We start from the raw sequence: 25,205 nt of genomic DNA, 5'->3' as shown, positions 1-25,205 counted from the left end.
TTATTCGAAAATTGGTGCCGCAGTTCCCGGCATCCTGCCCGCAGAACAGTCAAGATGGTGCCTATGAGTAGCGATCACGCGTCGACCCCCGAGCCGACCGAGCCGACGCCCGAGGCCGCGCCCACCCACGCCGAACCTGCGGCGCCAAAGTCGCCCAAATCGTCGAAGTCGCCCAAGACTCCCGAGTCGGCGGTGAAGTTCACCCGCACGGCGGCCCTGTGGTCAGCGCTGGTTCTCGGTTTCCTGATCCTGATCCTGCTGCTGGTGTTCGTCATCCAGAACGACACCCCGGTCGACATCGTCCTGCTCGGCTGGAAGCTGCACCAGGTGCAACTGGGCGTGACCATCCTGCTCGCGGCGATCGCCGGCGGCCTGCTGACCTTCGCGGTCGCCACCACCCGGATCCTGCAACTGCGGCTGGCCGCGAAGAAGAACCTGAAGGCCGGGCTCTAGAGGACAGCGAGGCCGGCGGCGATCAGCGGCGCGACGGCCTCACCGACGGGATCGTCGTGGCCCGCCCCGCCGGCGGCCATCCGGGCCCGGAAGTCGATACCGGCCGCGATGATCGCCAGCTTGAAGTACGCCAGCGCCAGATAGAACTCCCAATGATCCAAAGGCTGCCCAGCCGCAACCGAGTACTTCTGGGCCAGCTGGTCCATCGGCGGGATCTTGTCCGAGGACCAGGCCGCGTCGGAATGCACCATGGAGAACATCGGGTGCCGGTAGACGCACATCAACGCCGCATCCGACAGCGGATCCCCCAAGGTCGACATCTCCCAGTCCAGCACCGCCCGCACCTTGGTGGCATCGACCGCGTCGAGCATCGTGTTGTCGATCCGGTAGTCCCCGTGCACGATCGCCGCCCGGCTCTGCGGCGGCAGCTTCTCAGCCAGCAAGCCATGCAGCCGACGCACATCGGCATCGCGCGGATCGTCGGGCAGCCGCACCAGATCCCACTGCGAACCCCAACGCCGCACCTGCCGCTCCAGATACCCGTTGGCCTTACCGAAGTCCCCCAGCCCGACAGCTTCCGGATCCAGGGCATGCAGATCGGCCAGCACCGTGATCAAAGCGTCCACGCAAGCGTCGATGGCCTGCTGGTCCCCCAGCGCGTCGAGCTCCGCCGAATACCGCACCACCCGGCCAGGCACGAAATCAACCATCTGAAACGGCGCACCCAGCACCGAATCGTCATTGCGCATCGTCACCGGATGCGCCACCGGCACCGTCGTACCCTCAAGCGCCGCAACAACTTTGTACTCGCGAGCCATGTCATGCGCCGACGGCGTCAGACCGTGCAGCGGCGGCCGGCGCAACACCCACTTGGCAGCATCGTCGAACACCAGGAACGTCAGATTCGACCGGCCCCCGGCAATCAGCTCAGCACGCAACTCACCACTGCGGGCCACCCCGATCTCACGCAGGTGCGCGTCGAGGGCAGTCAGATCCAAACCGTCGAGACTGGTCACCCGATCTGTCTACCACCGCTGATTTCTCGGCAGCAGGTCCCACACGTGTTCGACGCTGTTGACTCCGGCGACCGCGAGCCGGCCACTGCGCGAGGACAGCAGCCGGGTGATGCCGGTGTAGTCGACCTGGAACGACAGGATGCGCTCGGTCGGCAGGATGTCGTGCAGCAGCCCGTTGATGACGCCGCCGTGGCTGAAGATCGCGACGGTGTCGTCGGCCTCGGCTTCGCTCGCGATATCTGCGATGGCCTCGGCGATGCGGGCCAGGAACGCGTCTTCGTCGACGCTGCTGGGCAGGTGGCCGGACATCAGCCGGGCCATCTCCTCGGGGTGCTCGGCCGCGATCTGCTCGATCGGGATGTACTGCTCCATATCGCGGTCGTACTCGGCGAGCCGGTCGTCGATCTCGATGGGCAGCCCGAGCGCGTCCGCCACCGGCTGGCCCGTCTGGATGGCGCGCTTCTGTGGGCTGCTGATCAGCCGGGTGATCGGGTACCGCTTGAGCGCGTCGGGCAGCCGGCCGGCCTGGGCGATGCCTTCCTCGGACAGGTCGGGGTCGGCACCTTCGCCGGGCTCATTGCGCAGCGGCAGGGCATGACGGATCAGAAGCAATTGCACCGTGTCACCATAAAGCCATGGGGTATGCCGACGAACTCTTCGACCTCACTGACCGGGTGGTCCTGATCACCGGGGGCAGTCGCGGACTCGGCCGCGAGATGGCGTTCGCGGCGGCGCACTGCGGCGCCGACGTCATCATCGCCAGCCGGAACTTCGAGTCGTGTCAGACCACCGCCGACGAGATCGTCGAGACGACGGGACGCGCCGCGCTTGCCCACCAGGTGCACGTCGGACGCTGGGACGAACTCGACGGGCTGGTCGATGCCGCGTATGCCCGGTTCGGCAAGGTCGACGTGCTGGTCAACAACGCCGGGATGTCACCACTGTACGAGTCGTTGGGCTCGGTGCCGGAGAAGCTCTTCGACGCGGTGGTGAACCTGAACTTCAAGGGGCCGTTCCGATTGTCGGCATTGGTCGGCGAGCGCATGGTGGCCGACGGCGGCGGGTCGATCATCAACATCAGTTCGTCGGGCTCGCTGCGTCCGGACGCCTACATGCTGCCGTACGCCGCCGCCAAGGCCGGATTGAACACGCTCACAGAGGGTTTCGCGAAGGCATTCGGCCCGACGGTGCGGGTCAACACCCTGATGGCCGGGCCGTTCCTCACCGACATCAGCAAGGCCTGGGGCGAGGATACGTCGAACGCCTTCCGCTCACTGCCCCTGCAGCGCGCCGGCAACCCGCGCGAAATCGTCGGCGCCGCACTGTTTTTGATGTCCGACGCATCGAGCTTCACCACCGGTTCGATCTTGAGGGCCGACGGCGGTTTCGCCTAGCTGGATCTGGCCGCCACCAAGGCACTGATGGCGGCGGCCAGCGATGCCTCCACCCGCGTGCGCTCGTCACCCATCCCGACCAGAACGTCCACGATGAGCGGCGTCAGGATTTCCATCAAGCCGTGCCCTTCATGGCCGAAAAACCCTGCCATCTCCAGCATTACGCCGCCGTGGATGACGCTCCAGATACGGCCCGCGATCGCCGCGTCATCGCCGTCGCGAACACGTCCGGCCTCGATCATCCGGCGAACCGAACGACGCAGCGTCTGGAACGACGCGTCCGAGCTTCCGGCGTGGCCGGTGACGGTCAGATCATTGCGCTGAGTCAGCAGTGCCGCCGGCGCGACAGTGCCGAACATCAGCTGGTAACGCTGGGGTTTGTCCATCGCGAAGCGGTGATACACGGACCCCATCGAGATGAAGTCGGCCACCGGATCGTCGGTCTCCGGCACCCCGGCCAGCACCTGGGCGAACCGGTCGAACGCCTCGCTCGCGATGGCGTCGACCACGCCCGTCATCGAACCGAAGTGTGTGTACACCACCATGGTTGACGTGCCGACCTCGGCGGCGAGCTTGCGTACGCTCAGCGCCTGGATACCGTCGCGCTCCAGAATCGCGATACCGGCTTCGATCAATTGCCGACGAATTTCATCGCTCACTCTTGCGCACCTCTCATAACAGTGTTATACCAGTAACCACAGCCAATAACACTGTTATGGAGGTTCTGGGATGACCAACCGCTACCTGGAAGGCGCGTTCGCGCCACTGCACGACGAATTCACCCTGACCGACCTGACCGTCACCGGCACGATCCCGGACTATCTGGACGGTCGCTATCTGCGCAACGGCCCGAACCCGATCGGCGAGATCGATCCGGAGCTCTACCACTGGTTCATCGGCGACGGCATGGTCCATGGCGTCCGCATCCGCGACGGCAAGGCCGAGTGGTACCGCAACCGGTGGGTCCGCGGCCCGATGACCGCCCACACGTTGGGCGAGCCGGCCCCCGAAGGACATTTCGGCCCGTCCGGCATCGGCGCCAACACCAACGTGCTCGGCCACGCCGGCAAGACGCTGGCGCTGGTCGAAGGCGGCCTGGCCAACTACGAACTGAGCGAGGAGCTGGACACCGTCGGCGTCTGCGATTTCGACGGCACCCTCAGCGGCGGCTACACCGCACACCCGAAACGCGACCCGGAAACCGGTGAGCTGCATGCTGTTTCGTACAGCTTCGCGCGGGGTAACACCGTGCAGTACTCGGTGATCGGCACCGACGGCCGCGCCAAGCGCACCGTCGACATCGAAGTGCACGGCAGCCCGATGATGCACGACTTCTCGCTGACCGAGCGGCACGTGATCTTCTACGACCTGCCCGTGACGTTCGACGCCCGGATCGTCGCGGAGATGGCAGTGCCCAAGGCACTGCGGGTGCCCGCGCGACTTCTGTTGTCCTCGTTGATCGGTCGGGTCAAGATCCCCGACCCCGTCACCGCCCGGCAGCCGAACCTCAACCAGCGGGACCGCCGGATGCCGTACTCGTGGAACCCGAAATATCCGGCACGTGTCGGCGTCATGCCGCGCGATGGCGGCAACGCCGACGTCCGCTGGTTCGACGTCGAGCCGTGCTACGTCTTCCACCCGCTGAACGCGTACGACTCCCCCGACGACAACACGATCATCCTGGATGTCGTACGGCACCCGAAGATGTTCGACACCGACCAGCTGGGGCCGAACGAGGGGTCGCCCACCCTCGAGCGCTGGACCGTCGACCTGGGCGACGGCAAGGTCCGCGAGGAACGCTTCGACGATCATCCGCAGGAGTTCCCCCGCCTCGACGAGCGCCTGGTCGGCAAGCGCCACCGCTACGGCTACGCACCCACCGTCAGCGAAGGCGCGGGCGGCAGCGACACCCTGCTCAAGCACGACCTGATCGCCGGCAGCACCGCGACGCGCTTCTTCGGCGCCGGGAAGATGCTGGGCGAGTTCGTCTTCCACCCGTCATCGCCGACCGCGGCCGAAGACGACGGGGTGCTGATGGGCTACGTCTACGACGAGGCGACCGACCGCAGCGAGCTGGCGATCCTCGACGCACAGACGTTGGAGGACGTCGCGAGCATCAAGATTCCGCACCGGGTACCGGCTGGATTCCACGGCAACTGGGTACCGACCGCCTGATCGCCGAAAGGCCAGTTGCAGCACGCTTTTCACGAAATCGCGTGCTGCAACTGGCCACTCGGCGTCAGGGGGTGATGATGTTGAACGCCGGGTCGGGCCGGTCGACGACGCTCAGCAGTGTCGGGAGCGCGGTGGTGTCACCGGCCACCTCCACGCCTGGCGAGCTGGTGTCTCCGGCGGCAAATGCCAAGAGCCGCAACTTGTTCGCCAGGGTGACGGTGGCCTGCGCGGTGCCCGGGTCAGCCGTGACCTTGCGGTGCACCAGAACTCCATTGCGCAGCGCCAGCCGGTAGTTGGTGGCGACGTCCTGGAACGTCACGTCGATCGCGAGGTTCAGGTCCCACGCGCGCGGGCCGTTGACGTTGATCGCGAAAGTGTCGAACATCTGCTCAGGCGTCAACTGCGCCAGCATCGTCGGTGATGCCGACTGCGTCGGGGTGCCGAAGTTGCCGACGCGCAGTTCGGTGGCGCCGGACAGGAAGAAGTTGCGCCACACCGCGTTCTCGGCGCCGTAGGCCAGCTGCTCCAGGGTGTCCGCGTACAGCTCCCGGGCGGCGGCGTGGTGCTCGTCGGTGAAGATTGCGTGATCCAACAGGGTTACCGCCCAACGGAAGTCACCCTCGTCGAACGCGGCCTGCGCCAGCTCGACGACCCGGTCGATGCCGCCCATGGCCGCCACGTAGCGGGGCGCTGCCGCGGCCGGCGGATGCTGCCAGAGCCGGCCCGGGTTGCCGTCGAACCAGCCCATGTAGCGCTGGTAGACCGCTTTCACGTTGTGGCTGACCGACCCGTAGTAGCCGTGGGTGTGCCAGGCCTGCTCCAAAGCCGGTGGCATCTGGAAGGTTTCGGCGATCTCGATGCCGGTGTAGCCCTGATTGAGCTGCCGCAGCGTCTGGTCGTGCAGGTAGGCGTACAGATCCCGTTGCACCGAAAGGTATTCGACGATGTTGTCCTGGCCCCAGGTCGGCCAGTGATGGGATGCGAAGACGACGTCGGCCCGGCCGGCGAAGGTGTCGATGGCCTCGGTCAGGTAACCGGCCCAGCCGTGGGGGTCGCGCACCAGTGCGCCACGCAGCGTCAGTAGGTTGTGCAGGTTGTGGGTGGCGTTCTCGGCCATACACAACGCCCGGAATTTCGGGAAATAGAAATGCATTTCGGCGGGGGCCTCGGTGCCGGGCGCCATCTGGAACTCGATCTCGACGCCGTCGATGGTGTGCGTCTCGCCCGTCGCCTTGATGTCGAGGGTCGGCACGATCAGTGCCACCTCACCCGTCGACCCGACCTGCCCCAGACCGCAGCCGACCTGCCCCTGCGGACCGCGATCGAGTGCCGCGCCGTACATGTAGCCCGCGCGGCGGGCCATCGCCGTTCCGGCGTAGACGTTTTCCTGCACAGCATGTTCGGTGAAGCCCTCGGGAGCGATGATCGCGACGGCACCGGCGTCGACCTCGGCCTGTGAGGTCACGCCGAGCACGCCACCGAAATGGTCGACGTGGCTGTGCGTGTAGATGACCGCCCGGACTTCACGATCACCGCGCTGGGCGCGATACAGCGCGAGCGCCGCGGCGGCGGTCTCGGTGGAGATCAGCGGGTCGATGACGATGACACCGGTGTCGCCCTCGATGAAGCTGATGTTCGACAGGTCCAGACCGCGGACCTGATAGATGCCCGGCACCACTTCGTACAGGCCCTGTTTGGTGCACAGCTGGGACTGCCGCCACAGGCTCGGGTGCACACTGTCCGGCGCGTCGCCGTTCAGAAAGTTGTAGGAGTCGTTGTCCCACACCACTCTTCCGTCAGCGGCGGTGACGACACACGGTTCCAGCGCGGCGATGAACCCGCGGTCGGCGTCGTCGAAGTCCCGGGTGTCCGCGAACGGGAGCGACGCGGTGTGTGCGCGGTTGGCGGCGGCGATGGCATCGGTTGGCGGCTTCTGCTCCATACCGACCACCTTTCCATCTCACAGCTCGTGCAACACCACTTCCGCGAGAACACCCTGGTCGATCGTCGCTGTCATGTACGTGCAGTGCGGCTGGCGCCGGCGGTCGGTGGGTGAGCCGGGGTTGAGCAACCGCAGTCCGGTGGCCGCGGTGCTGTCCCAGGGAATGTGACTGTGCCCGAACACCAACACGTCGGTGTCGGGGTACAGCCGGGCCATGCGGGCATCGCGTCCGGCGGACGCGCCGGTCTCATGTGTGATGGTGAACCGCACGCCGTCGAGCGTGACGTCGGCCCGCTCGGGCAGCCGCGCGCGCAGATCGTCGCTGTCGTTGTTGCCCCAGCAGGCGACCAGACGCGCTGCCCGCTGCTCGAGTTCGTCGAGCAATGCCACGTCCACCCAGTCGCCGGCATGCAGCACCACGTCGGCGCGCGCCACTTCGTCCCAGACCTGCGCGGGCATGTCCCGGGCCCGCTTGGGCACGTGGGTGTCGGAGATCAGCAGTAGACGCATCCCGCTGCCGCTCAGGCGATCTCGCCGCTGAAATACCGGCGCGGGTTGTCCACCAGCATGGTGGTGAGCTGTTCGTCGGTGACGCCACGCTCCCGCAGTGCGGGCAGCACGTCGTCGCTGATGTGGGTCAGCTTCCAGTTGGGCACCGCGGCGAGTTTGCCCTCATGCGAGAACCAGTCGATGAAGCACGAGGTGTCATGCGCCAGCACCATCTTCTCGGCATAGCCGCGTTTGGCCAGCGCCGCCACGGTGTCGACCCGCTGCTCGAACGGCAGCAGGATGTCGAGCCCGAAGCGGTCCATACCGAGGTACGACCCGGCGTCGGCGAGTGCGCACAGGTAGTCGAGGTCAGTGCTGTCGCCGGAGTGCCCGATGACGACCTTGGTCAGGTCGACACCTTCCTCGGCGAACACCTGCTGCGCGACGAGGCCGGAGCGGCTGTGCGCGTCGGTGTGCACGGTGATGGGGGCGCCGGTCTGCACCTGGGCCTGGCCGACGGCGCGCATCACCCGCTCGACGCCCGGCGTCAGCCCCTGGTGCTCGATGGCGCATTTCAGGAACGCCGCCTTGACCCCGGTGCCGGCGATGCCCTCGCGGATATCTCGGACGAACAGTTCGACCATCGGCTCCGGAGTGTCGAACAGCCGGCCAGGGCCGGTGTGCAGAAACTGGAACGGCACGTCGTTGTAGGTGTAGATGCCTGTCGCCACCACGATGTTGATGTCGACCTGCTCGTTGACCCGCTGGATGCGGGGCAGGTAGCGGCCCAGACCGATCACCGTGGGGTCGACGATCGTATCGATGCCGCGTGATTTGCATTGGCGCAGTTGCTCTATCGCATCGGCGACGCGGGTCTCCTCATCCCACGGCGACGGATAGTCGGGGAAGTTCTGCCGAATCTCGTCGCCCAGGATGAACACGTGCTCATGCATGAGCGTCGCCCCGAGTCGGTCGACAGGCACCGGGCCCCTGACGGTCTGCACGTTCGTCATCACCGCCAGTCTGTGCCATCGATCCTCGGGCATCAAGACCCCATGTCAATCGAGTTGACACCGCCCACATGTTCCCAGTTAGCTGAGGTAACGTCCCACACATCCAGAACCGCAAAGGAGTGTCCGCATGGATTGGAACTTCCTCGGCACCGACTGGCACCTGTTCGGCAAGCTGGCCGACGTCGCCCTCTTGACGCTGCTGTTCGCCGCCACGGTGATGTTCTTCTACATTCAGCGCCTCCGAAAACAACCCCAGTTGCCGATGGCCGAGGGCGTGCGGGCCAAGCAGACGGTGCTCACCAAGGTCCGAAAGCGCCAGCCGATGACCCCTGAAGAACTGGAATATGCGACCCAGGTGGTCAACAATCAGCGGACCCTGATGACGTTCGCAATTCCCCTCGCCATCTTTTCGCTGGGCTGTTTCTACGTGCTCGGCAGCCTGGAACAACTACACGGCGCAACCCCTTCGGAGCGCACCTTTCTCGGGATCATCGCCATGATCTCGTCCATCAATGTGACGACGCAGATCTTCCGGGTGATCAAACTGAAAAAGCGCCTCGCGACCGTCACCTTGGTGAATTCTGGGAATTAGCTGGACGCTCTCACCTCGCCTTTCTATGGCGCGGAATATGTGGGACTTCTCCGGCGTCGATTGACTGATAGTCTTTACGCCGACTCATCTCAATCTAGTTGATATAGAACTCTGATGTCGAAAGGTGATCGAGTGAGCCAGCGCTCTACCGGCAGACGATTCCTCGCACGCGCCTGGATGCCGTTGGTCGCCCTCATCGCGATCGCCGTCGGCGTGCTGTGCATGGTCAAGGTCCACGAATTCTCCGAGCCGGGACCGGTGCTGGCGGTCAACCCGCCGCAGGCTCCTCCGGAGTTCACCCCCAAGACCCTCACTTATGAGGTCTTCGGCACCCTCGGCTCCGGCGGCCTGCTGTCGTACGTCGACATCAGCGGCCACCCCCACAAGGTCGACCTCACCGAACTGCCGTGGTCACACACCGAGACCACCACCCTCACCGTGGTCTCCGGCAGCATCTCGATCCAGGTGCACGGCGGCACCGTCGGCTGCCGGATGAAGGTGAATGACGTTGTCCGCGATGAACAATCCGACGACCACGGCAACGCCGACGTCGCCTGCCGGGTGAAGTCCGCGTGACCGACACCGACACCGCCCCGATCGCCCGCCCCGCACACAGCGCGGCGAAGCGCCCCTTCGTCGCCAGAACCGTGCGGTTCCTGGCCATCCCGATCATCGTCTTCTGGGCGCTGCTCGCGGTGATCACGAATACCTTTGTGCCGCAGATCGAACGCGTCGCCGAGGAGCTCGCCGGGCCGATGGTGCCGACCTACGCGCCATCCCAGGTCGCGATGCTGACCATCGGCAAGGAATTCCACGAGTCCACCTCGACCAGCTTGACCATGCTGGTGCTGGAGGCCGACCGCGGCCTGACCGAGCAGGATCGCGACTACTACGCCGGCCTGGTCAACACGCTCAAGGCGGACAGCACGCACGTGCAGTACGTCATGGACACCTGGGGCAAGCCGATCACCGCCGCCGGCGCGCAGAGCCTCGACGGCAAAGCCGCTTACGTCCTGCTCCGCCTGGCCGGCGACATCGGGCAGATGGAGGCCAACAACTCGGTCAACGCTGTCAGGAAAATCGTCGACAGCTCCAATCCGCCTGCCGGACTGAAGGTTTACGTCAGTGGCGCGGCGCCACTGGCCGCCGACACCGTCCTCATCGCGAACTCGAGCCTGAACAACATCACCATCGCGACGATGTTCCTGATCATCTTCATGCTGTTGCTGGTCTACCGCTCCGTCGTCACGATGCTGGTGCCATTCTTCGGGGTGATCCTGCTGATGCTGTCGGTCAAGGGCGTGATCTCCGCGTTCGGGCACTACGGCTTCATCCCGTTGTCGTCTTTTGCCACCAACATGGTCATCTCACTGACCCTCGGTGCGGGTACCGACTACGGCATCTTCCTGATCGGCCGATATCACGAGGCCCGCCTGGCCGGCGAGAGTCGTGAAGACGCGTATTACACCGCCTACAAGGGTGTTTCGCACGTCATCGTCGGCTCCGGCCTGACCATCGCGGGCGCCTGCGCCTGCCTGACGTTCGCCCGGCTGAATTACTTCCACACCATGGGTCCCGCTGTGGCGGTCAGCATGTTGATCACCATCGCCGGTGCCCTGACCATCGGGCCCGCACTGCTCAGCGTCGGCAGCCTCTTCGGGCTCTTCGACCCGAAGCAAGCGGTCAAGGCCAAGTTGTACCGCCGCATCGGCACCGCCGTGGTGCGCTGGCCCAAGCCGATTCTCGTGGCCAGTGTCGCCGTCGTCTCGGCGGGTGCGGTGTTCGTCCCGACGTACCGGGTCAGTTTCGACGATCGCACCTACCAGCCGTCAGATGCCCCGGCTAATCAGGGATTTCAGGCCGCTGACCGGCATTTCCCGAAGAGCAAGCTGTTCAGCGAGATGCTGATGGTCCAGGCCGACCATGACATGCGCAACTCGGCGGACTTCATCTCGCTGGACCGGGTGGCCAAGGCCCTGATCCGGCTGCCCGGCGTGGCGATGGTGCAGAGCATCACCCGACCCATGGGCCGGGCGCTCGAACACGCCTCCATCCCTTACCTTTTCACCACGCAGGGCAGCGGCAACGGCCAGCAGTTGCCGTTCACCCAGCACAACAACGAGAACACCGCGAAGCAGGCCAAGATCACCGCGCACAGCATCGAAGTGCTGCAGAAGACGGCGGACCTGACCCAGCGACTCGCCGACGAACTGCACAACACGGTGTTGACCCTGGAGGACATGGAGCAGGTCACCAACGACATGCGTGACGCGGTATCCAACCTCGACGACTTCATGCGCCCGCTGCGTGCGTATTTCTATTGGGAGCCACACTGTTTCGACATTCCGGTGTGCTGGTCGTTCCGGTCGCTGTTCGACGTGATCGACAAGGTCGACAACCTGGCCGCCGACATCGGCAAGGCGGTCGGCTCATTTCAGGTTATCGACAGCCTGATGCCGCAGATGGTCTCACTGCTCCGGCAGACGGTGTCCGACAATCAGGCGCTACTGGCGTTGATCGTCAACAACTACGGCCCCACCGATATTCAGAACAAGAACACCGACCAGACGTTCGACGACATGATCAACGTCGGCAACGACTTCGACGCGTCGCGCAGTGACGACTTCTTCTACATCCCGCGCGAAGCGTTCGACAACGACGACATCAAAACCGGTATGGCACTGATGATGTCGCCCGACGGGCATGCCGCGCGCTTCATCGTCACCCACGAGGGCAATGCGATGGGCCCCGAGGGCATCGAGCACGTCGAGCAGTTCCCCGACGCCATCAAGATCGCGCTGAAGGAAACGTCGCTGGCCGGGTCGAAGATCTACATCGGTGGTTCCGGGTCCAACAACAAGGACATCCAGCTGTACTCGAAGAACGACCTGATGATCGCGGCCATCGCGGCCTTCGTGCTGATCTTCCTGATCATGATGATCATCACCCGATCCCTGGTGGCTGCCTTGGTCATTCCCGGCACCGTGGCCTTCTCCTACGCGGGAGCGTTCGGGTTGTCGGTGTTCATCTGGCAGCACCTGATCGGCCTGCATCTGCACTGGCTGATCCTGCCGCTGACGTTCATCGTGCTGGTGGCCGTCGGCTCGGACTACAACCTGCTGCTAGTTGCCCGGCTGAAAGAAGAAATCCACGCCGGCCTGAACACCGGCCTCATCCGTGCGCTGGGCAGCACCGGTGGCGTCGTGACGTCCGCCGGTCTGGTGTTCGCGTTCACCATGCTGGCGATGCTCTCCAGTGATCTGCGGACCATCGGGCAGATGGGGTCGACCGTCTGCATCGGCCTGCTGCTCGACACCCTGGTGGTGCGGTCGTTCATCGTGCCGTGTCTGGTGCGGCTACTGGGTCCGTGGTTCTGGTGGCCGACGTTCGTGCGGCAACGGCCGCTACAGCCGTACCAGGCTAGGTGGCCGCGCGCCGAAGCAGCTGCGGGTCATGAGCGTTGACCAGCAGTAGATCCGGTTGGCCCGCAGCCCAAAGTTCGCTCAGCCGTTGGTGATTGGCCTGCACCTTACTCCAGTCGAAGGCGACTGAGCGTTCCATCATTGTCAGCGCTCGTGGTGCGCTACCGCTGCCGTCGAGCTGGCCGTGATGGTAGAAGCTGTCGCCCACGTGCAGAATCCAGCGGTTTCCGGCGTCGACCGCCACCGCGGCGTGCCCACGCGTGTGCCCTGGCAGGTTGATCAAGACGATGCCGTCGGCGATCGCGGTCAGGTCTTTGGCGCCGGCAAAACCGCGCCAAGACTCGGTGTCCGCGGGTGAGTGCTCGACGAGCAGTGGCCCGTGGGCGTGTCCGGCGGGCAAGTACCGTTGCTTCTCCACGAGGGTCTTCGGGTGCAGTGCCGCAAATGCTTCGGCGTTGGTGAGATGCACCTGGGCCCAAGAGAAGTCGGCAAGACCGCCCACGTGGTCCGCATCGAAATGGGTCAGGACGATGTGCCGGACATCGGTGGGCTGAAATCCGAGCCTGCGGATTTGGTTGACGGCGGCTTCGGCCGGGTCGAAGACCGGCCGGACGTAGAAGCGCGCCGGGCCGAAGCGGCTGGCCGGCGACTCGGCGTCACGCAGCCCCAGTCCGGAGTCGACGAGCACGAGACCGCCCGGCGTTTCCACCAGCAGCACGTGGCACACCAACCCGTCGGGGACGAAACGCGGGTGCATGGTGCCGCAGTTCAAGTGGTGGACCTTCATGGCGACGCGGTCAGATCAGCGGGCGGGGTATCGATGAGTCGGGCGTCAGGCTGGCTGGACATGGCCAGCAGCCCGCGCAGCCCGCGGATGACCACGGGCCAGTTTCGTGGGTCGCGCAGGTTGAGGCCTCCCACAAGCTGTTTCAGCATTGTCAGCGTGTCGAAGTAGATGCGTTCGGCGATCAGGTTCTCGTTCTCGTCGAAGACGAAGTACGCCGTCATCCGCGTCCGGTGCCGTGAGCCCGTGGCCGGGATTCCGCCCAGCGGCCCCAGATGCGTTCCCAGCAGCCAGAATTCGACGATCACCGCGTCGGCACTGTGCCGCAGCGCGATGATCTCGTGGTCCTGGTCGGGAAACGCGACCCGGGTGTCGTGGTAGTAGCCACGCACGTCGGCGTCGCCGTCGTGAACAGTGAGCGTCGGGATGATCTCGTAGTGCGGATGCGGGAAGGTGGCCAGCACGTCGTCCCAGTCCTGGCGCACCTCGTCGTGAAAGTGGTCGAGGACAAGCTTTTCGCGAGCCTGCAACACCTCGATGGACGGAATGGCGAAGCGGAGCGTCATGCGCCCTCCTGTTCGGGCCGTGAAGTATTTCCACACCGTGGGATTAATCGAGGATAATCCCACGGTGTGGAAATTTGCAAGGGTCTGCGCAAGAATGGCGCCATGAACGCGGTCACCCCAGCTCCGCGCCGCGGGCGACCACCAAAGGCGCTGGCACAGTTGACGCGATCGACTATTCGCGAAGCCGCGCTGACCGTGATCGACGACGAGGGCATCGCCGCGGTGAGCATGCGATCGGTCAGCCGACTGCTCGGTGTCGACGCGAAAAGCCTGTACCACCATGTCGCCGACAAGGACGATCTGCTCGACGCCGTGGCCGAACATCTGCTCGGACAGCTCCGGCCGCCGACGCCGACGGGCGACCTGCGGACCGACCTTCGCGCTCTGGCCTACGAGTTCCGTCGGGTGACCCTCGCCCATCCCGAGGCCGCGACGCTGGTGCTCACCCGGCAGATGTCGACGCTCGCCGGACTCACCCCCGTCGATGCCCTGCTGTCGATACTGCGTCAAGGCGGCGCGAACCCCGAGCAGGCCGTGCGCCTCACCCGCGTCCTGGTGGCCAGTGTCGTCGGGATGCTGCTTCGCGAGGTGTCCGCCGGCCCCACGTTCGGTAGCGGCGATCCCGCCGACATCACAGCCAGGCAAGCCGAACTCGACGAATCCGCATTACCGGAAGTGGTTGCGTGCGCGCCCTTTCTCGCGCGCTTCGACCGGGACGCGGAATTCGCGTCCGGCGTGGATTTCGTGGTCGATTTCGTCGCGTTCCAGCTGGCGCGCCTGACATAGTGCTGCCATGCGGTTGTTGAGCGCTGTCGACACGATGTTCTACCGGATGGAGTCCGACCGGACGCCCATGCACATCGGTGCCCTGCTGACGTTCCGGCTGCCCGACGGCGCCGGCCCCGACTACGTCCGCAAGCTGTACGAGGCGTTCTCCACACTCTCGTTCCTGCCGTTCCCGTTCGACAGTCAGATCGTCGACGGCATCTTCCCCGAGTGGCACACCGTCCAGCCCGATCCGGACTATCACGTCCGGCTCTCGGCGCTGCCGTACCCAGGGAGCGAAACCGATTTGGGCAAGCTCGTTGCGCGGTTGCACGCCCACCCCCTGGACATGCGCCGGCCCCTCTGGGAGGCGCACTTCATCGAGGGCCTGTCCGACGGGCGCTTCGCCATGTACTTCAAGGCCCACCACTGTGCGGTGGACGGCATGGGCGCGATCAACACCATCAAGAAGTGGTTGAGCACCGAACCCGACCGCTACGTGCCGCTGTCCGAGGTTGGGCCGAAGGCCGAGGTGCCAGACCGCAATCGGCTCGCGTCGGTCGCGTACGAACTCTGGAACCGGACGGCCGACGGTGTCACCGGCTCGGCCGAGTTGGTGAAGAGCCTGGTCGGCATGATCGGCGGCGACAACAGCCACGTGGGCGCCACCCTGGGCACGCCGCGGGCGCCGTTCAACGCGACGCTCACCCCGCAGCGTCGACTGGCGGTCGAGATTCTCGAACTCTCCCGCCTGAAGGCGATCGCCAAAGCCACCGACACGACCGTCAACGACGTCACGCTCGCCGTTTGTGGCGCGGCCCTGCGCCGCTACCTGGACGAGCAGGGCGAGCTGCCCGACCAAACCCTGACCGCCTCGGTGCCGGTCGGCTGGGAGCGGGACGAAGACACCTTGAACGCGGCCGCCGGCTTCGTCTGTCCTTTGGCGACAACGGAATCCGACCCGCTGGAGCGGCTGGCGGTGATCAACGCCTCGACCACCCGCGGCAAGAAGGAACTGCTCGCGATGTCACCGAACGCGTTGAACCACTACACGCTGATGGGGCTGCTGCCGCTGACCATCGGCCAGAAAACCGGTGCGCTGACCAAGATTCCGCCGCTGTTCAACCTCACGGTGTCCAACGTGGTCCTGACCAAGGATCCGCTGTATCTCGGTGGCGCACAGCTGGAGTTGATCGCCCCCGTGTCGTTCCTGTGCGACGGCTACGGGCTGAACATCACCCTGGTGGGCTACACCGACAAGGTCATCCTCGGGTTCGTCGGCTGCCGCGACACCATGCCGCACCTGCAGCGCCTGGCCGTGTATGCCCGCGAAGCCCTCAACGAACTGGAGCAGGCCGCCGCCTAAGCTCGGCGGCCGACCAGGTACCAGGTGTGCATCACGCCTTTGCCTTTGACCTCGACCGGCCCTCGTTCCTCGAGCACGAATGAGTCCTTGAGTCGCTCATAGACGTTCTGGGGCACCTGGATTCGGCCTTCGACGTCGGTGGTCTCCATACGTGCCGCAACGTTGACGGCGTCACCCCAGACGTCGTAGAAGAACTTCCGGGCGCCGACGATGCCGGCGACCACCGGGCCGGCTGCCAGCCCGATGCGCAGCGGCACCGGGCGGCCGCCCGGGTCCTTCAGTTCCGCCACGGCGTCGACCATGTCCAGCGCCAGGGCCGCCAGCGCCTCGAGGTGGTCGGGTCGCGGCTCCGGCACCCCGCTGACGACCATGTAGGAGTCGCCACTGGTCTTGATCTTCTCCAGGCCGTGCCGATCAACCAGGGTGTCCAGGTCGGTGTACAAGCCGTCGAGGAACCGGACCAGTTCGGTGGGCGTGGTATCGCTTGCGCGCTGGGTGAATCCGGCGATATCGGCGAACAACACCGACGCGTCGTCGTACCTGTCGGCGATGACATCCCGGTACGGATCCTTCAACCGCTGCGCGATCTTCGCCGGCAGGATATTGGCCAGCAGCGACTCGGAGCGTTCGTACTCACTCGCCAAAGCAGTTTCCGCACGGCCGATTTCGCGCATCGCATACCAGACGGTCGCGACCACCAGGATCCACGACGACACCACCGAGATGACGAACCCGAGGGTCGTCGCCCATGTCGGCTGGACCCCGGTGTCGACGGGCGCCAGGAACTGCAGCGCAATGGTGAGCCCGGCCCCGACCGCCGCCACGACTGATGCCAGCACGATGTGCTCGATGCCGAGGATCAGCACGACGAGCGAAGCGGCGACCAGAAAGTACAGCTGCTGCCCCGATCCGCGTCCTACATACGCCGTCACGAGAGTGGTCAGGGAGTACGCGATACCGATGAAGATCAGCGGGGCGTGGAGTTCACCGAAGCGGTACAGCCTGGGGACCACGAGATAGACCGGGGCGCACACGACGGCAAGCGCCCCGATCCACAGGCCACGCTCGCCGGCGAGCATGGCCAACCCGCCGAGGAAGACAGCGACCACCGCGCCGATGCGGGCGGCCACGGTCAGCACCCGTCGACGGCGCGCCAGGCTCTCTGCGGACGCTGCGCCGGGCGACATGTCCGGCAGCGTATCGCTGAAGGCGCACGTCAGCTGTCGATTCCGCCCCGAAGCGGACCCGGTCAGTCCGTAGCGAGGGCTCGATAGTGCGCGGTGACCTGTTCTCGCAGTTTCGACTCGGTGTACTTGATACCGGGCTCGAGGATGGAATCGATGACCTTGGATAGCGCACGGCCGGCCAGGCCGCCGCCGACCTGGTAGCGGATCTCCGCGGACGTCGAACACCGTTCGGCGTCGACCGGCGTCACACCCCACACCACGGTGCCGGTGATGAGGCCGTCGTCGAGTGACAGGGCGATGATCTGACCGTCTACGTACTCGGATACGTGACCGTTGAGGGCGAACTTGATCGGACCGAGTTGCATGCGCAACAGAAACTTGGCGCCGAGCCGCGGCGCGGTGGGCACCAGATAGTCAAATGCCTTGGCGCCGAACACGAACTTGGGAACGTTGTCGGCGCTGTCGATGTATGCAAAGCACACATCGGCGGGTACCGAAAACTCGGCGGAATGTTCAACTGTCGGCATTCATGCTCCTACCTACCTCGTTCGACCCGCGACCAACCCATCCGCGCTTCTTCGTGCCAACGCCACGGCCTGGGCACCAGCGGCCAGCCCTGTCGGATGGTTGCCCGGATGGCACGGTACGCCCGCTCATCGGTGCGGGTCCATCGAATCTCGAATCGTTCTCGCACAACCTCGGGCAGGCCACCAAAGATGGTCAGTCGCATCGGCGGCGCGAGCACCGTTCGGGTCGAGCGCATCGGCAGCAGGCGGTCCGTGACCCCGTTCAAGCCGGGCAGCGTAGGGAAGAACGGCGAGGCGCTCATATCGGGGATGGCTTGACGCTTGATGAAGGCAATCAGGTAGTCCGATGCTGGATTCGGTTCCAGCACTTGGGTGCAGTAGCGCTCGAACTCTGCCTCGAACGCCTGGCGGTCGGCGGGCAGTGGTGCGTCACTGACGCCGTATCGGTGATACCAGAGGCAGCCCTCGTCGTAGAGCTGCTGCAGCTCGCTGTCGGTCAACGGGTAGGTGTCCCAATAGGTCGCCACTCGGTCGACCATCCGCTGGAAGGTGGCGTGCGCCCACCAGTAGGTTTTCGGATTCAGCGCGTGATACGGCTGCCCGTCGGGCATCTCGCCTTTGATGTCGCGGTGGTAGTCGCGGACACCGATCCCCGTGGCGGCACCGTCGGCACGATAGACGGTGCCGAGAATTCCTGGCAGGGAACGGAATACCCGGTCCACCGGGTCATCGAAGAAGTTGGAATGCTCGATCAGCGCGTAGCCGATTGCCGGATGCATCGTCTGCAGCAGCCCGGCCGCACCGCCTTCGAATGCGATGCGCATGTCGCCGGCCCATCGCCACAGCAGCGAATTCTGGTCCAGCGCCGAGGTCATCGGGTTGTCAGCCGAGTGAGCGCTCGGACGATCGGAGACATTGCCGAAGCCGTCCGGATGCCGATTTTCTGCAGGCGCTCGTTGTGCACCAAAGAGCCGATCCCAGCGAGTTGCGCTGCGCCATAAAGCATGTCCCAGTCGGTATCGATGTGGCTGATCTTGAAGTCGTCGGTCAGCGTATAGCGGTCGATGCCGATGAAATTGAGGCAGCGGCCCGTGCCGCGCAGCGTCACGTCCAGACCGGGCACGACGGTTTCGCCCGTCATCCGGCCGACTCCACGCCACGGGATCGTGATGCGCCACTGCCCTTCGAAGTAGTCGGCGTACGGCAGCGATCGGATGGTGCCGTCCTGCGGGTAGAACGCGAAGTCCGGGAAGATGTCAAAACTGGCCTGGCAGTTGTCGATTGTGAACTGCCGGCCTTCCTTGTTCACCTGGAATGTCGAGCTGTCGATGTAGCTGCACTCGTCGGCAAGGCAGTAGTCGATCTTCTTGATGTCCTGTTCGGCCCACGCAGAGAACCAGACCTGCGCGAAGTCGAACATCCCCTCGGCGGGCAGCCCACGCTCGATGGCAAGCTTCTCCTGTTGCCCGACGCGTTCCCAGAATTTGGGCATCAGGGCCTGGTACTTGGCGTGCTCCGGTGACGGTCCGAGTTCACTGATCTTGGTCATGAAGATGCTGCCTTTCAAGGGTTTTGAGTGTCTACGAATTCAGCGCGCAGCGAGGCGCACGGGCAGGCCGCCGGCGAGGCCGGTCGAGACCCGCACCAGATGGCGCGGCGTCCAGCCGTCACGCACCTGGAAGGTGAAGCGCTGCAGGATGGTTCCGAGCACCAACGTGCCTTCGATGTAGGCCATCCGCGTGCCCATGCACTTGCGTGGCCCAATACTGAACGGCAAGAAGGCATTCCTGTTGATCTTCTCGGTGCGGAAACGGTCCGGCCAGAAGTCGTCCGGCCTGGTCCAGAAACGCGGATCACGGTGCAGCGCATAAGGCGTGATCAGTACCTGCGACCCCTTGGGTATGTGGTACCCGCCGATCTCGTCGTCCACCACCGCCGTGCGGATATTCGCCGGCGCGGCCTGGAACCGCTGCGCTTCGTCGAAACAGGCACGTAGATACGTGAGGTGCTGCAAATCGTCGTATACCAACGGTTTTCCGCCCAGCGCGTCAACCTCGGCATACGCCTCGCCCAACGCGCTGGGGTTGCGGCACAACAGCGCGATGGTCCATGCCAGTGCAGCTGCGGTGGTTTCGAATCCGGCGAACACCAGGCCCGCGGCTTCTGACCGTCGGCGCCTGTCTTGTTGCTCTGGGCATCCCTCGAACTCCATGCCGATCAAGGTGTCGACCAAGTCGGGCGCACCCGACATCGGGCAGCCTCGTCGTTCATCAACGAAGCGGTCAAGCATGCCGAACAGTTCGTCCTTCGCCGCTTCACCGTTGCGCTGCAATGGGTTCGGCACCCAGTTCGGCAGATAGTGGAAGCCGACGCGGCTGATCACGTAGACGCCATACTCGCGTGCGCCGTCGACCGCGATGTCGATTTCCGTCGGGGTGAGCTCGATCTTGAACATCGAGCGCATGAGGCCATCCATGACGACGGCACCGAGCTCATGTTCAAGGTTGACTTCCCGTGCCGACGCGGCGAATTCGGACCACGCGTCAATCCGGTCGGTGATCCCTTCCATCATCAGCGGGGTCGCGGCAGCCAGCGCCTTCTCCCCGAAGAACGGATTGAAGGTGGTGCGGACCCGCTTCCACTCCGCACCTTCGAGCAGCGGCAGGGCTGCCGGCTCTCCCGATACCAACTCGTTCGCGGCCTCGTGCTTGACGTAGCGGTCATGGTGCCGCGTGAAGACGTGATCGATGTGGTCCGGGTGATTGATCAGCGTCACCGTGAACTCGGGCCGGCGTGAGTTGTTCAGCCGCACCACGTCCCCGTACTTGGCGGCGATCTTGGGCAACAGCGTGTAGGGCAGGCGCATCGGATCACCCGCGCACGACACGGCGAGCCTGATCGCGTCCCGCTTGGGCAACGCCGGTGGGTCCGGTGGCCGTGGCGGGTTCCCCGATTCAACGGACCTGTCTATCGCTCCTGGTGCAACCATGTGAATCAGTGAATCAAAGATCATTCTCTGATTCAAGGATCAATAATGCTCTAACATCTGGGGCATGGTCGACCTGCCGTCACTCGCGGCCGCGGTATTGGCCGGCGGCCATGGAGATGCCAACGACGGCCGTGACCGCATGCTCGACGCAGCGCGCACGGAGTTCATCAACCACGGCATCGCGCGCACTTCGGTCGCCACCATCGCCACCCGGGCCGGGGTTTCCCGGCCGACGCTCTACCGTCAATGCGGCGACAAAGACCAGATCGTGGCGTCCGTCGTGCAGCGGGAAGTGATCGACTTCTTCACCCGCGGCGCTGCCGCCATAGCGACCCAGCAGACCACCGAAGACAAGATGGTCGAGATCTTCGTCATGGGCATGCGGGAATGCCGTGAGCACCCATTGGTGCAGGCGCTCAAAGACTTCGAGAACGAAGCGTTCACCCGGCGCCTGTTCACCCTCGATACGCCGGGTTACCGCAGCATGATCAGCGTGCTCGCGATGTTCCTGGCCGACAACGACTATCCGGCGGCCGCTGCCGAACGCGCGCTCGACTTCGCGCTGCGCGTCACCGCGACATTGCTGATCGCACCATCGGAATTCCTGCCTACCGACAATGACGAGAACACCCGCGAATTCGCCCGCCGCTATCTGATTCCGGTGCTGCAGGCCTCGCGCTGAGGATTGTGTCCGAAAACGACAACAGGCCAGAAGCTTCAGCTTCTGGCCTGTTGTGTGTTGTGCGCCCGAAGGGACTCGAACCCCTAACCTCCTGATCCGTAGTCAGGTGCTCTATCCATTGAGCTACGGGCGCATGGTTACAACTATTCAGTTATGTGGCGGAGGCGAGAGGATTTGAACCTCCGGTCCCCTGTAAGGGGGACAACTCATTAGCAGTGAGTCCCATTCGGCCGCTCTGGCACGCCTCCTGAACGCTCCGAGGTTACCGGGCTCTTGCACCCCGGAACCGCCGAGGGCATACGGTACACAGTCAACACCGCCAAAGGCAAAGCGCGACGCCAGAAGGCCATTTGTCGTCCACCTAGACTGTCCCGGGTGACCGCCCGCCTGCGCCCCGAGATGGACGCTCTGCCTGCCTACACCCCCGGCCGCACCGTGCCCGGCGCCATCAAGATCGCCAGCAATGAGACCGTCGACGGCCCGCTGCCCAGCGTCCGCGAAGCCATCGTCGCGGCGATGGACAACATCAACCGCTACCCCGACAACGGCTACGCGGCGCTGCGCGAGCGACTGGCCGCCTACGTCGGGTTCGCGCCGAACCAGATCTCGGTGGGCTGCGGGTCGGTGAGCCTGTGCCAGCAGCTCATCCAGATCACCGCCGCTGCCGGCGACGAGGTGCTGTTCGCGTGGCGCAGCTTCGAGATCTACCCGCTGCAGGTCCGCACCGCCGGCGCGACGCCCGTCCCGGTCCCGCTCACGGACCACAAGCACGACCTCGACGCCATGCTGGCCGCGATCACCGACCGCACCCGGCTGATCTTCGTCTGCAATCCCAACAACCCCACCTCCACGGTCGTCGACCCGGCCAAGCTGGCCGAGTTCGTCGCCAAGGTCCCGCCGCACATCCTGGTGGTCCTGGACGAGGCCTACGTCGAGTACATCCGCGACGGCCTGCTGCCGGACAGCCTGGCGCTGGTGCGCAAGCACCCAAACGTCGTCGTGCTCCGCACCTTCTCGAAGGCGTATGGGCTGGCCGGACTGCGGATCGGCTACGCCGTCGCGCACGAGGACATCGTCACCGCCCTGGGCAAGGTGTACGTGCCGTTCACGGCGACCAGCGTCAGCCAGGCCGCGGCCATCGCCTGCCTGGACGCGGCCGACGAACTGCTGGCCCGCACCGACGCCGTGGTGGCCGAACGGGCCCGGGTCGGCGCCGCACTGCGCGACGCCGGCTTCGAGCTGCCCGACTCGCAGGCCAACTTCGTCTGGCTGCCACTGAGCCCCGACGACACCGTCGACTTCGTCGACGCGGCCGCCGACAACAAACTTCTGGTGCGGCCCTACGGCCAGGAGGGCGTGCGCGTCACCGTGACGGTGCCGCGCGAGAACAACCTGTTCCTGGACTTCGCCGTCAGTTGGCGCGGCGGCCGGTGAAGCCGATCAGCTGATCCAGCGCACTCGCGTCCGCCGGGACCTCGACGGGATCGTCGAACCCGACGGCGGCCCGCGCCGCGGGGCTGACCGCGGCCTTGGTCATGCCGAGGACGTACTCGGCCAGATCGTCCGGGGCATCCACCTGGCGACCGACGGCGGTGGCGTAGTCCCAGGCATGGACGAGGAATTCCAGCGACAGGATGCCCGCGATCTGCGCGGCCGGCATCTCGCCCGGCCCTGCCGGCACCGTGCCATCCAGGCCGCGGGTACGCCAGGCCGCCAATGCGGGCCGCGCCGCGGCAGTCACCTGATCGACGATCGGCGCTGCGTCATCGCGATCCGGTAGCTGGGCACCGGCGATGCCGCCGATGACCGTGATCGAGTTCATCAGGTGATCCGTGAGCGCTGCCACATCAAACTGCGTGCAGGGCGTCTGCCGGGCCGCGTCGTCCGGCCCCAGACCGGCCAGCACCCGCTCGAGAACATCCAGACTGGCCTCGCCGGCCTCGATCACATCGGACGGAATCGTCATGCACGGGACGCTACGCCCAGGTTGACCGGCTAGCCTGCGGATCATGGGTGAAACCTCGGGAACCTTTGAATCGCTCTCCATTGAGACCAGGGACCACGTCGCACAGGTGACATTGCTCGGCCCCGGCAAGGGCAATGCCATGGGCCCGGCGTTCTGGGCCGAGCTGCCGGTGGCCTTCGCCGCCCTGGACGCCGATCCCGAGGTGCGCGCCATCGTGCTCACCGGCTCGGGCCGCAACTTCAGCTACGGGCTGGACCTGCCCGCCATGGGCGGCATGCTCGCGCCGATGCTGGGCGGCGGCCTGGCCAAGGAACGCGCCGACTTCCACATCATGGTGCGCGGCATGCAGGACGCCATCACCGCGGTCGCCGACTGCCGCACCCCCACCATCGCCTCGGTCCAGGGCTGGTGCATCGGCGGCGGTGTCGACCTGATCTCCGCGGTCGACATCCGCTACGCCAGCGCCGACGCCAAGTTCTCGGTGCGTGAGGTCAAGCTGGCCATCGTCGCCGATGTGGGCTCGCTGGCCCGGTTGCCGCTGATCCTGAACGACGGTCATCTGCGCGAATTGGCGTTGACGGGCAAGGACATTGACGCGGCACGTGCCGAGAAGATCGGCCTGGTGAACGATGTCTTCGCCGACGCCGACGCCGCGCTGGCCGCCGCGCACGAAACCGCCCGCGAGATCGCCGCCAACCCGCCGCTGACCGTCCGCGGCGTCAAGGACGTGCTGGACGAGCAACGCACAGACCGGGTTTCGGCCAGCCTGCGGTACGTCGCGGCGTGGAACTCGGCGTTCATCGCGTCGAAGGACCTGACCGAGGGCATCACCGCGATGTTCGAGAAGCGCGCACCGGAATTCAAAGGCGAGTAAGGACCAATCACCTTGAGCCTCAACTACATCGAAGCGATCGTGGTCGGCGCGTTCCAGGGGGTCACCGAGCTGTTCCCGGTGTCGAGCCTGGGTCACTCGATCCTGGTGCCGGCCCTGGTCGGCGGTCAGTGGGCCCAGGATCTGAGCATGACGGCCGAGAAGTCGCCGTACCTGGCGTTCCTGGTGGCCGTGCACGTCGCAACGGCCGTGGCGCTGCTGGTGTTCTTCTGGCGGGACTGGGTCGCGGTCGCCCGCGGATTGGTGACGTCGATCAAGAACCGGAAGATCACCACCTCCGCCGAGCGGCTGGCGTGGCTACTGATCCTGGCCACCATCCCGGTCGGCATCGCCGGACTGGCGCTGGACCATGCGCTGCGCACGTCATTGGGTAAGCCGATCCCGGCAGCGGCCTTCCTGGCGATCAACGGCGTCGTTCTCTTTGTGGGCGAACGACTTCGGCATCGCACAGCGTCGGCGGTACCCGCCGCCACGCACTCGGAGGGGCTGTCCGCGTCCGACGAACGACTGGCCCGGCTGCCCATCGCGGAAGGCATCGGTATCGGCGCGGCCCAGATTCTGGCCCTGCTGCCCGGCATCAGCCGATCGGGCGCGACCATGGTCGCCGGCGTGCTGCGCGGGCTGTCCCACGAAGACGCCGCGCGGTTCTCGTTCTTGTTGGCGACCCCGGTGATCCTGGCCGCGGGGGCCCTCAAGATTCCGGAGCTGTTCGGCCCGGCCGGCGACGGTATCGGCGGCCAGGTGCTGGCCGGCAGTGCGGCGGCGTTCGTCGCGGCCTATCTGTCGGTGCGGTTCCTGGTGAAGTACTTCGAAACCCGCACACTGACGCCGTTCGCGATCTACTGCGCGGTGGCCGGCCTGGGCAGTTTGGCCTGGCTGACGTTGCGCTGAAACGCAGCGAATGTGAGTGCTGTGCACGCGAATCAGCGAATCTGCGTGCATAGCTCTCACACTGGCGACCTCCACCTGTAACCCGGCTGCCTAT

Annotated in this window: 26 protein-coding genes and 2 tRNA genes; 12 read left to right on the top strand and 16 right to left on the bottom strand. The window is 65.4% G+C overall.

Annotated features, from left to right (window positions below):
- Window positions 1-63 precede the first annotated feature (63 nt).
- Window positions 64-453 carry a lipopolysaccharide assembly protein LapA domain-containing protein gene (locus A7G45_RS07805; protein WP_260935479.1) on the top strand — a complete coding sequence of 130 codons (390 nt, stop codon included), beginning with the start codon at window positions 64-66 and terminating at the stop codon, window positions 451-453.
- On the opposite strand, the gene A7G45_RS07800 is transcribed toward A7G45_RS07805, so the two are convergent.
- Window positions 450-1,469 (bottom strand): phosphotransferase family protein, encoded by a 1,020-nt coding sequence (locus A7G45_RS07800; RefSeq protein ID WP_260935477.1) that lies wholly within the window; start codon window positions 1,467-1,469, stop codon window positions 450-452. The two genes, A7G45_RS07805 and A7G45_RS07800, sit on opposite strands and share 4 nt — an antisense overlap.
- A 9-nt stretch (window positions 1,470-1,478) precedes the next feature.
- Window positions 1,479-2,087 (bottom strand): histidine phosphatase family protein, encoded by a 609-nt coding sequence (locus A7G45_RS07795; protein WP_260935475.1) that lies wholly within the window; start codon window positions 2,085-2,087, stop codon window positions 1,479-1,481.
- A gap of 17 nt (window positions 2,088-2,104) precedes the next feature.
- Here A7G45_RS07795 and A7G45_RS07790 point away from each other — a divergent pair, with 17 nt between their 5' ends.
- Entirely contained in the window at window positions 2,105-2,863 is a 759-nt protein-coding gene (locus A7G45_RS07790) for an SDR family NAD(P)-dependent oxidoreductase (protein ID WP_260935473.1), read from the top strand.
- Here the strand turns inward: A7G45_RS07790 and A7G45_RS07785 are convergent.
- Window positions 2,860-3,522, bottom strand: coding sequence for a TetR/AcrR family transcriptional regulator (locus A7G45_RS07785; RefSeq protein ID WP_260935471.1), 663 nt, complete (start codon window positions 3,520-3,522; stop codon window positions 2,860-2,862). The genes A7G45_RS07790 and A7G45_RS07785 overlap by 4 nt on opposite strands.
- 70 nt (window positions 3,523-3,592) lie before the next feature.
- On the opposite strand from A7G45_RS07785, the gene A7G45_RS07780 reads away from it, so the two are divergent.
- Window positions 3,593-5,038 (top strand): carotenoid oxygenase family protein, encoded by a 1,446-nt coding sequence (locus tag A7G45_RS07780; RefSeq protein WP_260935469.1) that lies wholly within the window; start codon window positions 3,593-3,595, stop codon window positions 5,036-5,038.
- 64 nt (window positions 5,039-5,102) lie between these two features.
- Here the strand turns inward: A7G45_RS07780 and A7G45_RS07775 are convergent, their stop codons facing one another.
- Genes A7G45_RS07775 through A7G45_RS07765 form a run of 3 tightly spaced genes read right to left on the bottom strand, consistent with a single transcriptional unit; the run spans window position 5,103 to window position 8,482 of the window.
- Complete coding sequence (locus tag A7G45_RS07775; RefSeq protein WP_260935467.1) at window positions 5,103-6,980, bottom strand: alkyl/aryl-sulfatase; 1,878 nt, start codon at window positions 6,978-6,980, stop codon at window positions 5,103-5,105.
- 18 nt (window positions 6,981-6,998) lie between these two features.
- The gene (locus tag A7G45_RS07770) at window positions 6,999-7,490 is read right to left on the bottom strand and encodes a metallophosphoesterase family protein (RefSeq protein ID WP_260935464.1); all 492 of its coding nucleotides are present in this window, start codon (window positions 7,488-7,490) and stop codon (window positions 6,999-7,001) included.
- An 11-nt stretch (window positions 7,491-7,501) separates the two neighbouring features.
- Window positions 7,502-8,482, bottom strand: coding sequence for a phosphotriesterase family protein (locus tag A7G45_RS07765; protein ID WP_260935462.1), 981 nt, complete (start codon window positions 8,480-8,482; stop codon window positions 7,502-7,504).
- 127 nt (window positions 8,483-8,609) lie between these two features.
- Between A7G45_RS07765 and A7G45_RS07760 the strand changes: the two genes are divergently transcribed.
- The 3 genes from A7G45_RS07760 (at window position 8,610) to A7G45_RS07750 (ending at window position 12,538) form a co-directional block, all read left to right on the top strand.
- A complete protein-coding gene (locus A7G45_RS07760) occupies window positions 8,610-9,074 on the top strand; it encodes a hypothetical protein (RefSeq protein WP_260935460.1) in 465 nt (154 codons plus the stop codon).
- Window positions 9,075-9,251: 177 nt separating this feature from the next.
- Window positions 9,252-9,650 (top strand): MmpS family transport accessory protein, encoded by a 399-nt coding sequence (locus A7G45_RS07755; RefSeq protein ID WP_043402709.1) that lies wholly within the window; start codon window positions 9,252-9,254, stop codon window positions 9,648-9,650.
- Window positions 9,651-9,670: 20 nt separating this feature from the next.
- Window positions 9,671-12,538 carry an MMPL/RND family transporter gene (locus tag A7G45_RS07750; RefSeq protein ID WP_260938050.1) on the top strand — a complete coding sequence of 956 codons (2,868 nt, stop codon included), beginning with the start codon at window positions 9,671-9,673 and terminating at the stop codon, window positions 12,536-12,538.
- On the opposite strand, the gene A7G45_RS07745 is transcribed toward A7G45_RS07750, so the two are convergent.
- Window positions 12,495-13,283, bottom strand: coding sequence for an MBL fold metallo-hydrolase (locus A7G45_RS07745; protein WP_260935458.1), 789 nt, complete (start codon window positions 13,281-13,283; stop codon window positions 12,495-12,497). The two genes, A7G45_RS07750 and A7G45_RS07745, sit on opposite strands and share 44 nt — an antisense overlap.
- On the bottom strand, window positions 13,280-13,846 hold the full coding sequence (locus tag A7G45_RS07740) for an ester cyclase (RefSeq protein WP_260935456.1): 567 nt from the start codon (window positions 13,844-13,846) through the stop codon (window positions 13,280-13,282). The genes A7G45_RS07745 and A7G45_RS07740 overlap by 4 nt, the downstream gene beginning before the upstream one ends.
- A 102-nt stretch (window positions 13,847-13,948) precedes the next feature.
- On the opposite strand from A7G45_RS07740, the gene A7G45_RS07735 reads away from it, so the two are divergent.
- A complete protein-coding gene (locus tag A7G45_RS07735; protein ID WP_260935454.1) occupies window positions 13,949-14,632 on the top strand; it encodes a TetR/AcrR family transcriptional regulator in 684 nt (227 codons plus the stop codon).
- 7 nt (window positions 14,633-14,639) lie between these two features.
- On the top strand, window positions 14,640-15,977 hold the full coding sequence (locus tag A7G45_RS07730) for a WS/DGAT/MGAT family O-acyltransferase (RefSeq protein ID WP_260935452.1): 1,338 nt from the start codon (window positions 14,640-14,642) through the stop codon (window positions 15,975-15,977).
- On the opposite strand, the gene A7G45_RS07725 is transcribed toward A7G45_RS07730, so the two are convergent.
- The 5 genes from A7G45_RS07725 to A7G45_RS07705 form a co-directional block, all read right to left on the bottom strand.
- Complete coding sequence (locus tag A7G45_RS07725) at window positions 15,974-17,164, bottom strand: adenylate/guanylate cyclase domain-containing protein (RefSeq protein WP_260935450.1); 1,191 nt, start codon at window positions 17,162-17,164, stop codon at window positions 15,974-15,976. The genes A7G45_RS07730 and A7G45_RS07725 overlap by 4 nt on opposite strands.
- 62 nt (window positions 17,165-17,226) lie before the next feature.
- Window positions 17,227-17,691 (bottom strand): SRPBCC family protein, encoded by a 465-nt coding sequence (locus A7G45_RS07720; RefSeq protein ID WP_260935448.1) that lies wholly within the window; start codon window positions 17,689-17,691, stop codon window positions 17,227-17,229.
- An 8-nt stretch (window positions 17,692-17,699) separates the two neighbouring features.
- On the bottom strand, window positions 17,700-18,566 hold the full coding sequence (locus tag A7G45_RS07715; RefSeq protein ID WP_260935446.1) for an oxygenase MpaB family protein: 867 nt from the start codon (window positions 18,564-18,566) through the stop codon (window positions 17,700-17,702).
- Window positions 18,563-19,183 carry a nuclear transport factor 2 family protein gene (locus A7G45_RS07710; protein ID WP_377042141.1) on the bottom strand — a complete coding sequence of 207 codons (621 nt, stop codon included), beginning with the start codon at window positions 19,181-19,183 and terminating at the stop codon, window positions 18,563-18,565. Before A7G45_RS07710 ends, A7G45_RS07715 begins: the two co-directional genes overlap by 4 nt.
- Before the next feature lie 96 nt (window positions 19,184-19,279).
- Window positions 19,280-20,557 carry a cytochrome P450 gene (locus A7G45_RS07705; protein ID WP_260935442.1) on the bottom strand — a complete coding sequence of 426 codons (1,278 nt, stop codon included), beginning with the start codon at window positions 20,555-20,557 and terminating at the stop codon, window positions 19,280-19,282.
- A gap of 187 nt (window positions 20,558-20,744) precedes the next feature.
- On the opposite strand from A7G45_RS07705, the gene A7G45_RS07700 reads away from it, so the two are divergent.
- Window positions 20,745-21,362, top strand: coding sequence for a TetR/AcrR family transcriptional regulator (locus A7G45_RS07700; RefSeq protein WP_260935440.1), 618 nt, complete (start codon window positions 20,745-20,747; stop codon window positions 21,360-21,362).
- A gap of 60 nt (window positions 21,363-21,422) precedes the next feature.
- Here A7G45_RS07700 and A7G45_RS07695 read toward each other — a convergent pair.
- Window positions 21,423-21,495 (bottom strand) — tRNA-Arg (locus A7G45_RS07695).
- Between the two features lie 23 nt (window positions 21,496-21,518).
- A tRNA-Ser gene (locus tag A7G45_RS07690) sits at window positions 21,519-21,610 on the bottom strand.
- Window positions 21,611-21,737: 127 nt separating this feature from the next.
- Here A7G45_RS07690 and hisC point away from each other — a divergent pair.
- Window positions 21,738-22,796 carry a histidinol-phosphate transaminase gene (hisC, locus tag A7G45_RS07685; RefSeq protein WP_260935438.1) on the top strand — a complete coding sequence of 353 codons (1,059 nt, stop codon included), beginning with the start codon at window positions 21,738-21,740 and terminating at the stop codon, window positions 22,794-22,796.
- Here hisC and A7G45_RS07680 read toward each other — a convergent pair.
- The gene (locus A7G45_RS07680; RefSeq protein WP_260935436.1) at window positions 22,774-23,328 is read right to left on the bottom strand and encodes a TIGR03086 family metal-binding protein; all 555 of its coding nucleotides are present in this window, start codon (window positions 23,326-23,328) and stop codon (window positions 22,774-22,776) included. The two genes, hisC and A7G45_RS07680, sit on opposite strands and share 23 nt — an antisense overlap.
- A gap of 43 nt (window positions 23,329-23,371) precedes the next feature.
- Here A7G45_RS07680 and A7G45_RS07675 point away from each other — a divergent pair, with 43 nt between their 5' ends.
- Both A7G45_RS07675 and A7G45_RS07670 read left to right on the top strand, forming a co-directional pair.
- The gene (locus A7G45_RS07675) at window positions 23,372-24,202 is read left to right on the top strand and encodes a crotonase/enoyl-CoA hydratase family protein (protein ID WP_260935434.1); all 831 of its coding nucleotides are present in this window, start codon (window positions 23,372-23,374) and stop codon (window positions 24,200-24,202) included.
- A 6-nt stretch (window positions 24,203-24,208) separates the two neighbouring features.
- Window positions 24,209-25,111, top strand: coding sequence for an undecaprenyl-diphosphate phosphatase (locus tag A7G45_RS07670; protein ID WP_260938049.1), 903 nt, complete (start codon window positions 24,209-24,211; stop codon window positions 25,109-25,111).
- Window positions 25,112-25,205: the final 94 nt, after the last annotated feature.

The sequence above is a fragment of the Mycolicibacterium llatzerense genome (assembly GCF_025331195.1).
Taxonomy (GTDB): Bacteria; Actinomycetota; Actinomycetes; order Mycobacteriales; family Mycobacteriaceae; genus Mycobacterium; species Mycobacterium llatzerense.
This window is presented reverse-complemented; position numbering and strand designations above follow the sequence as displayed.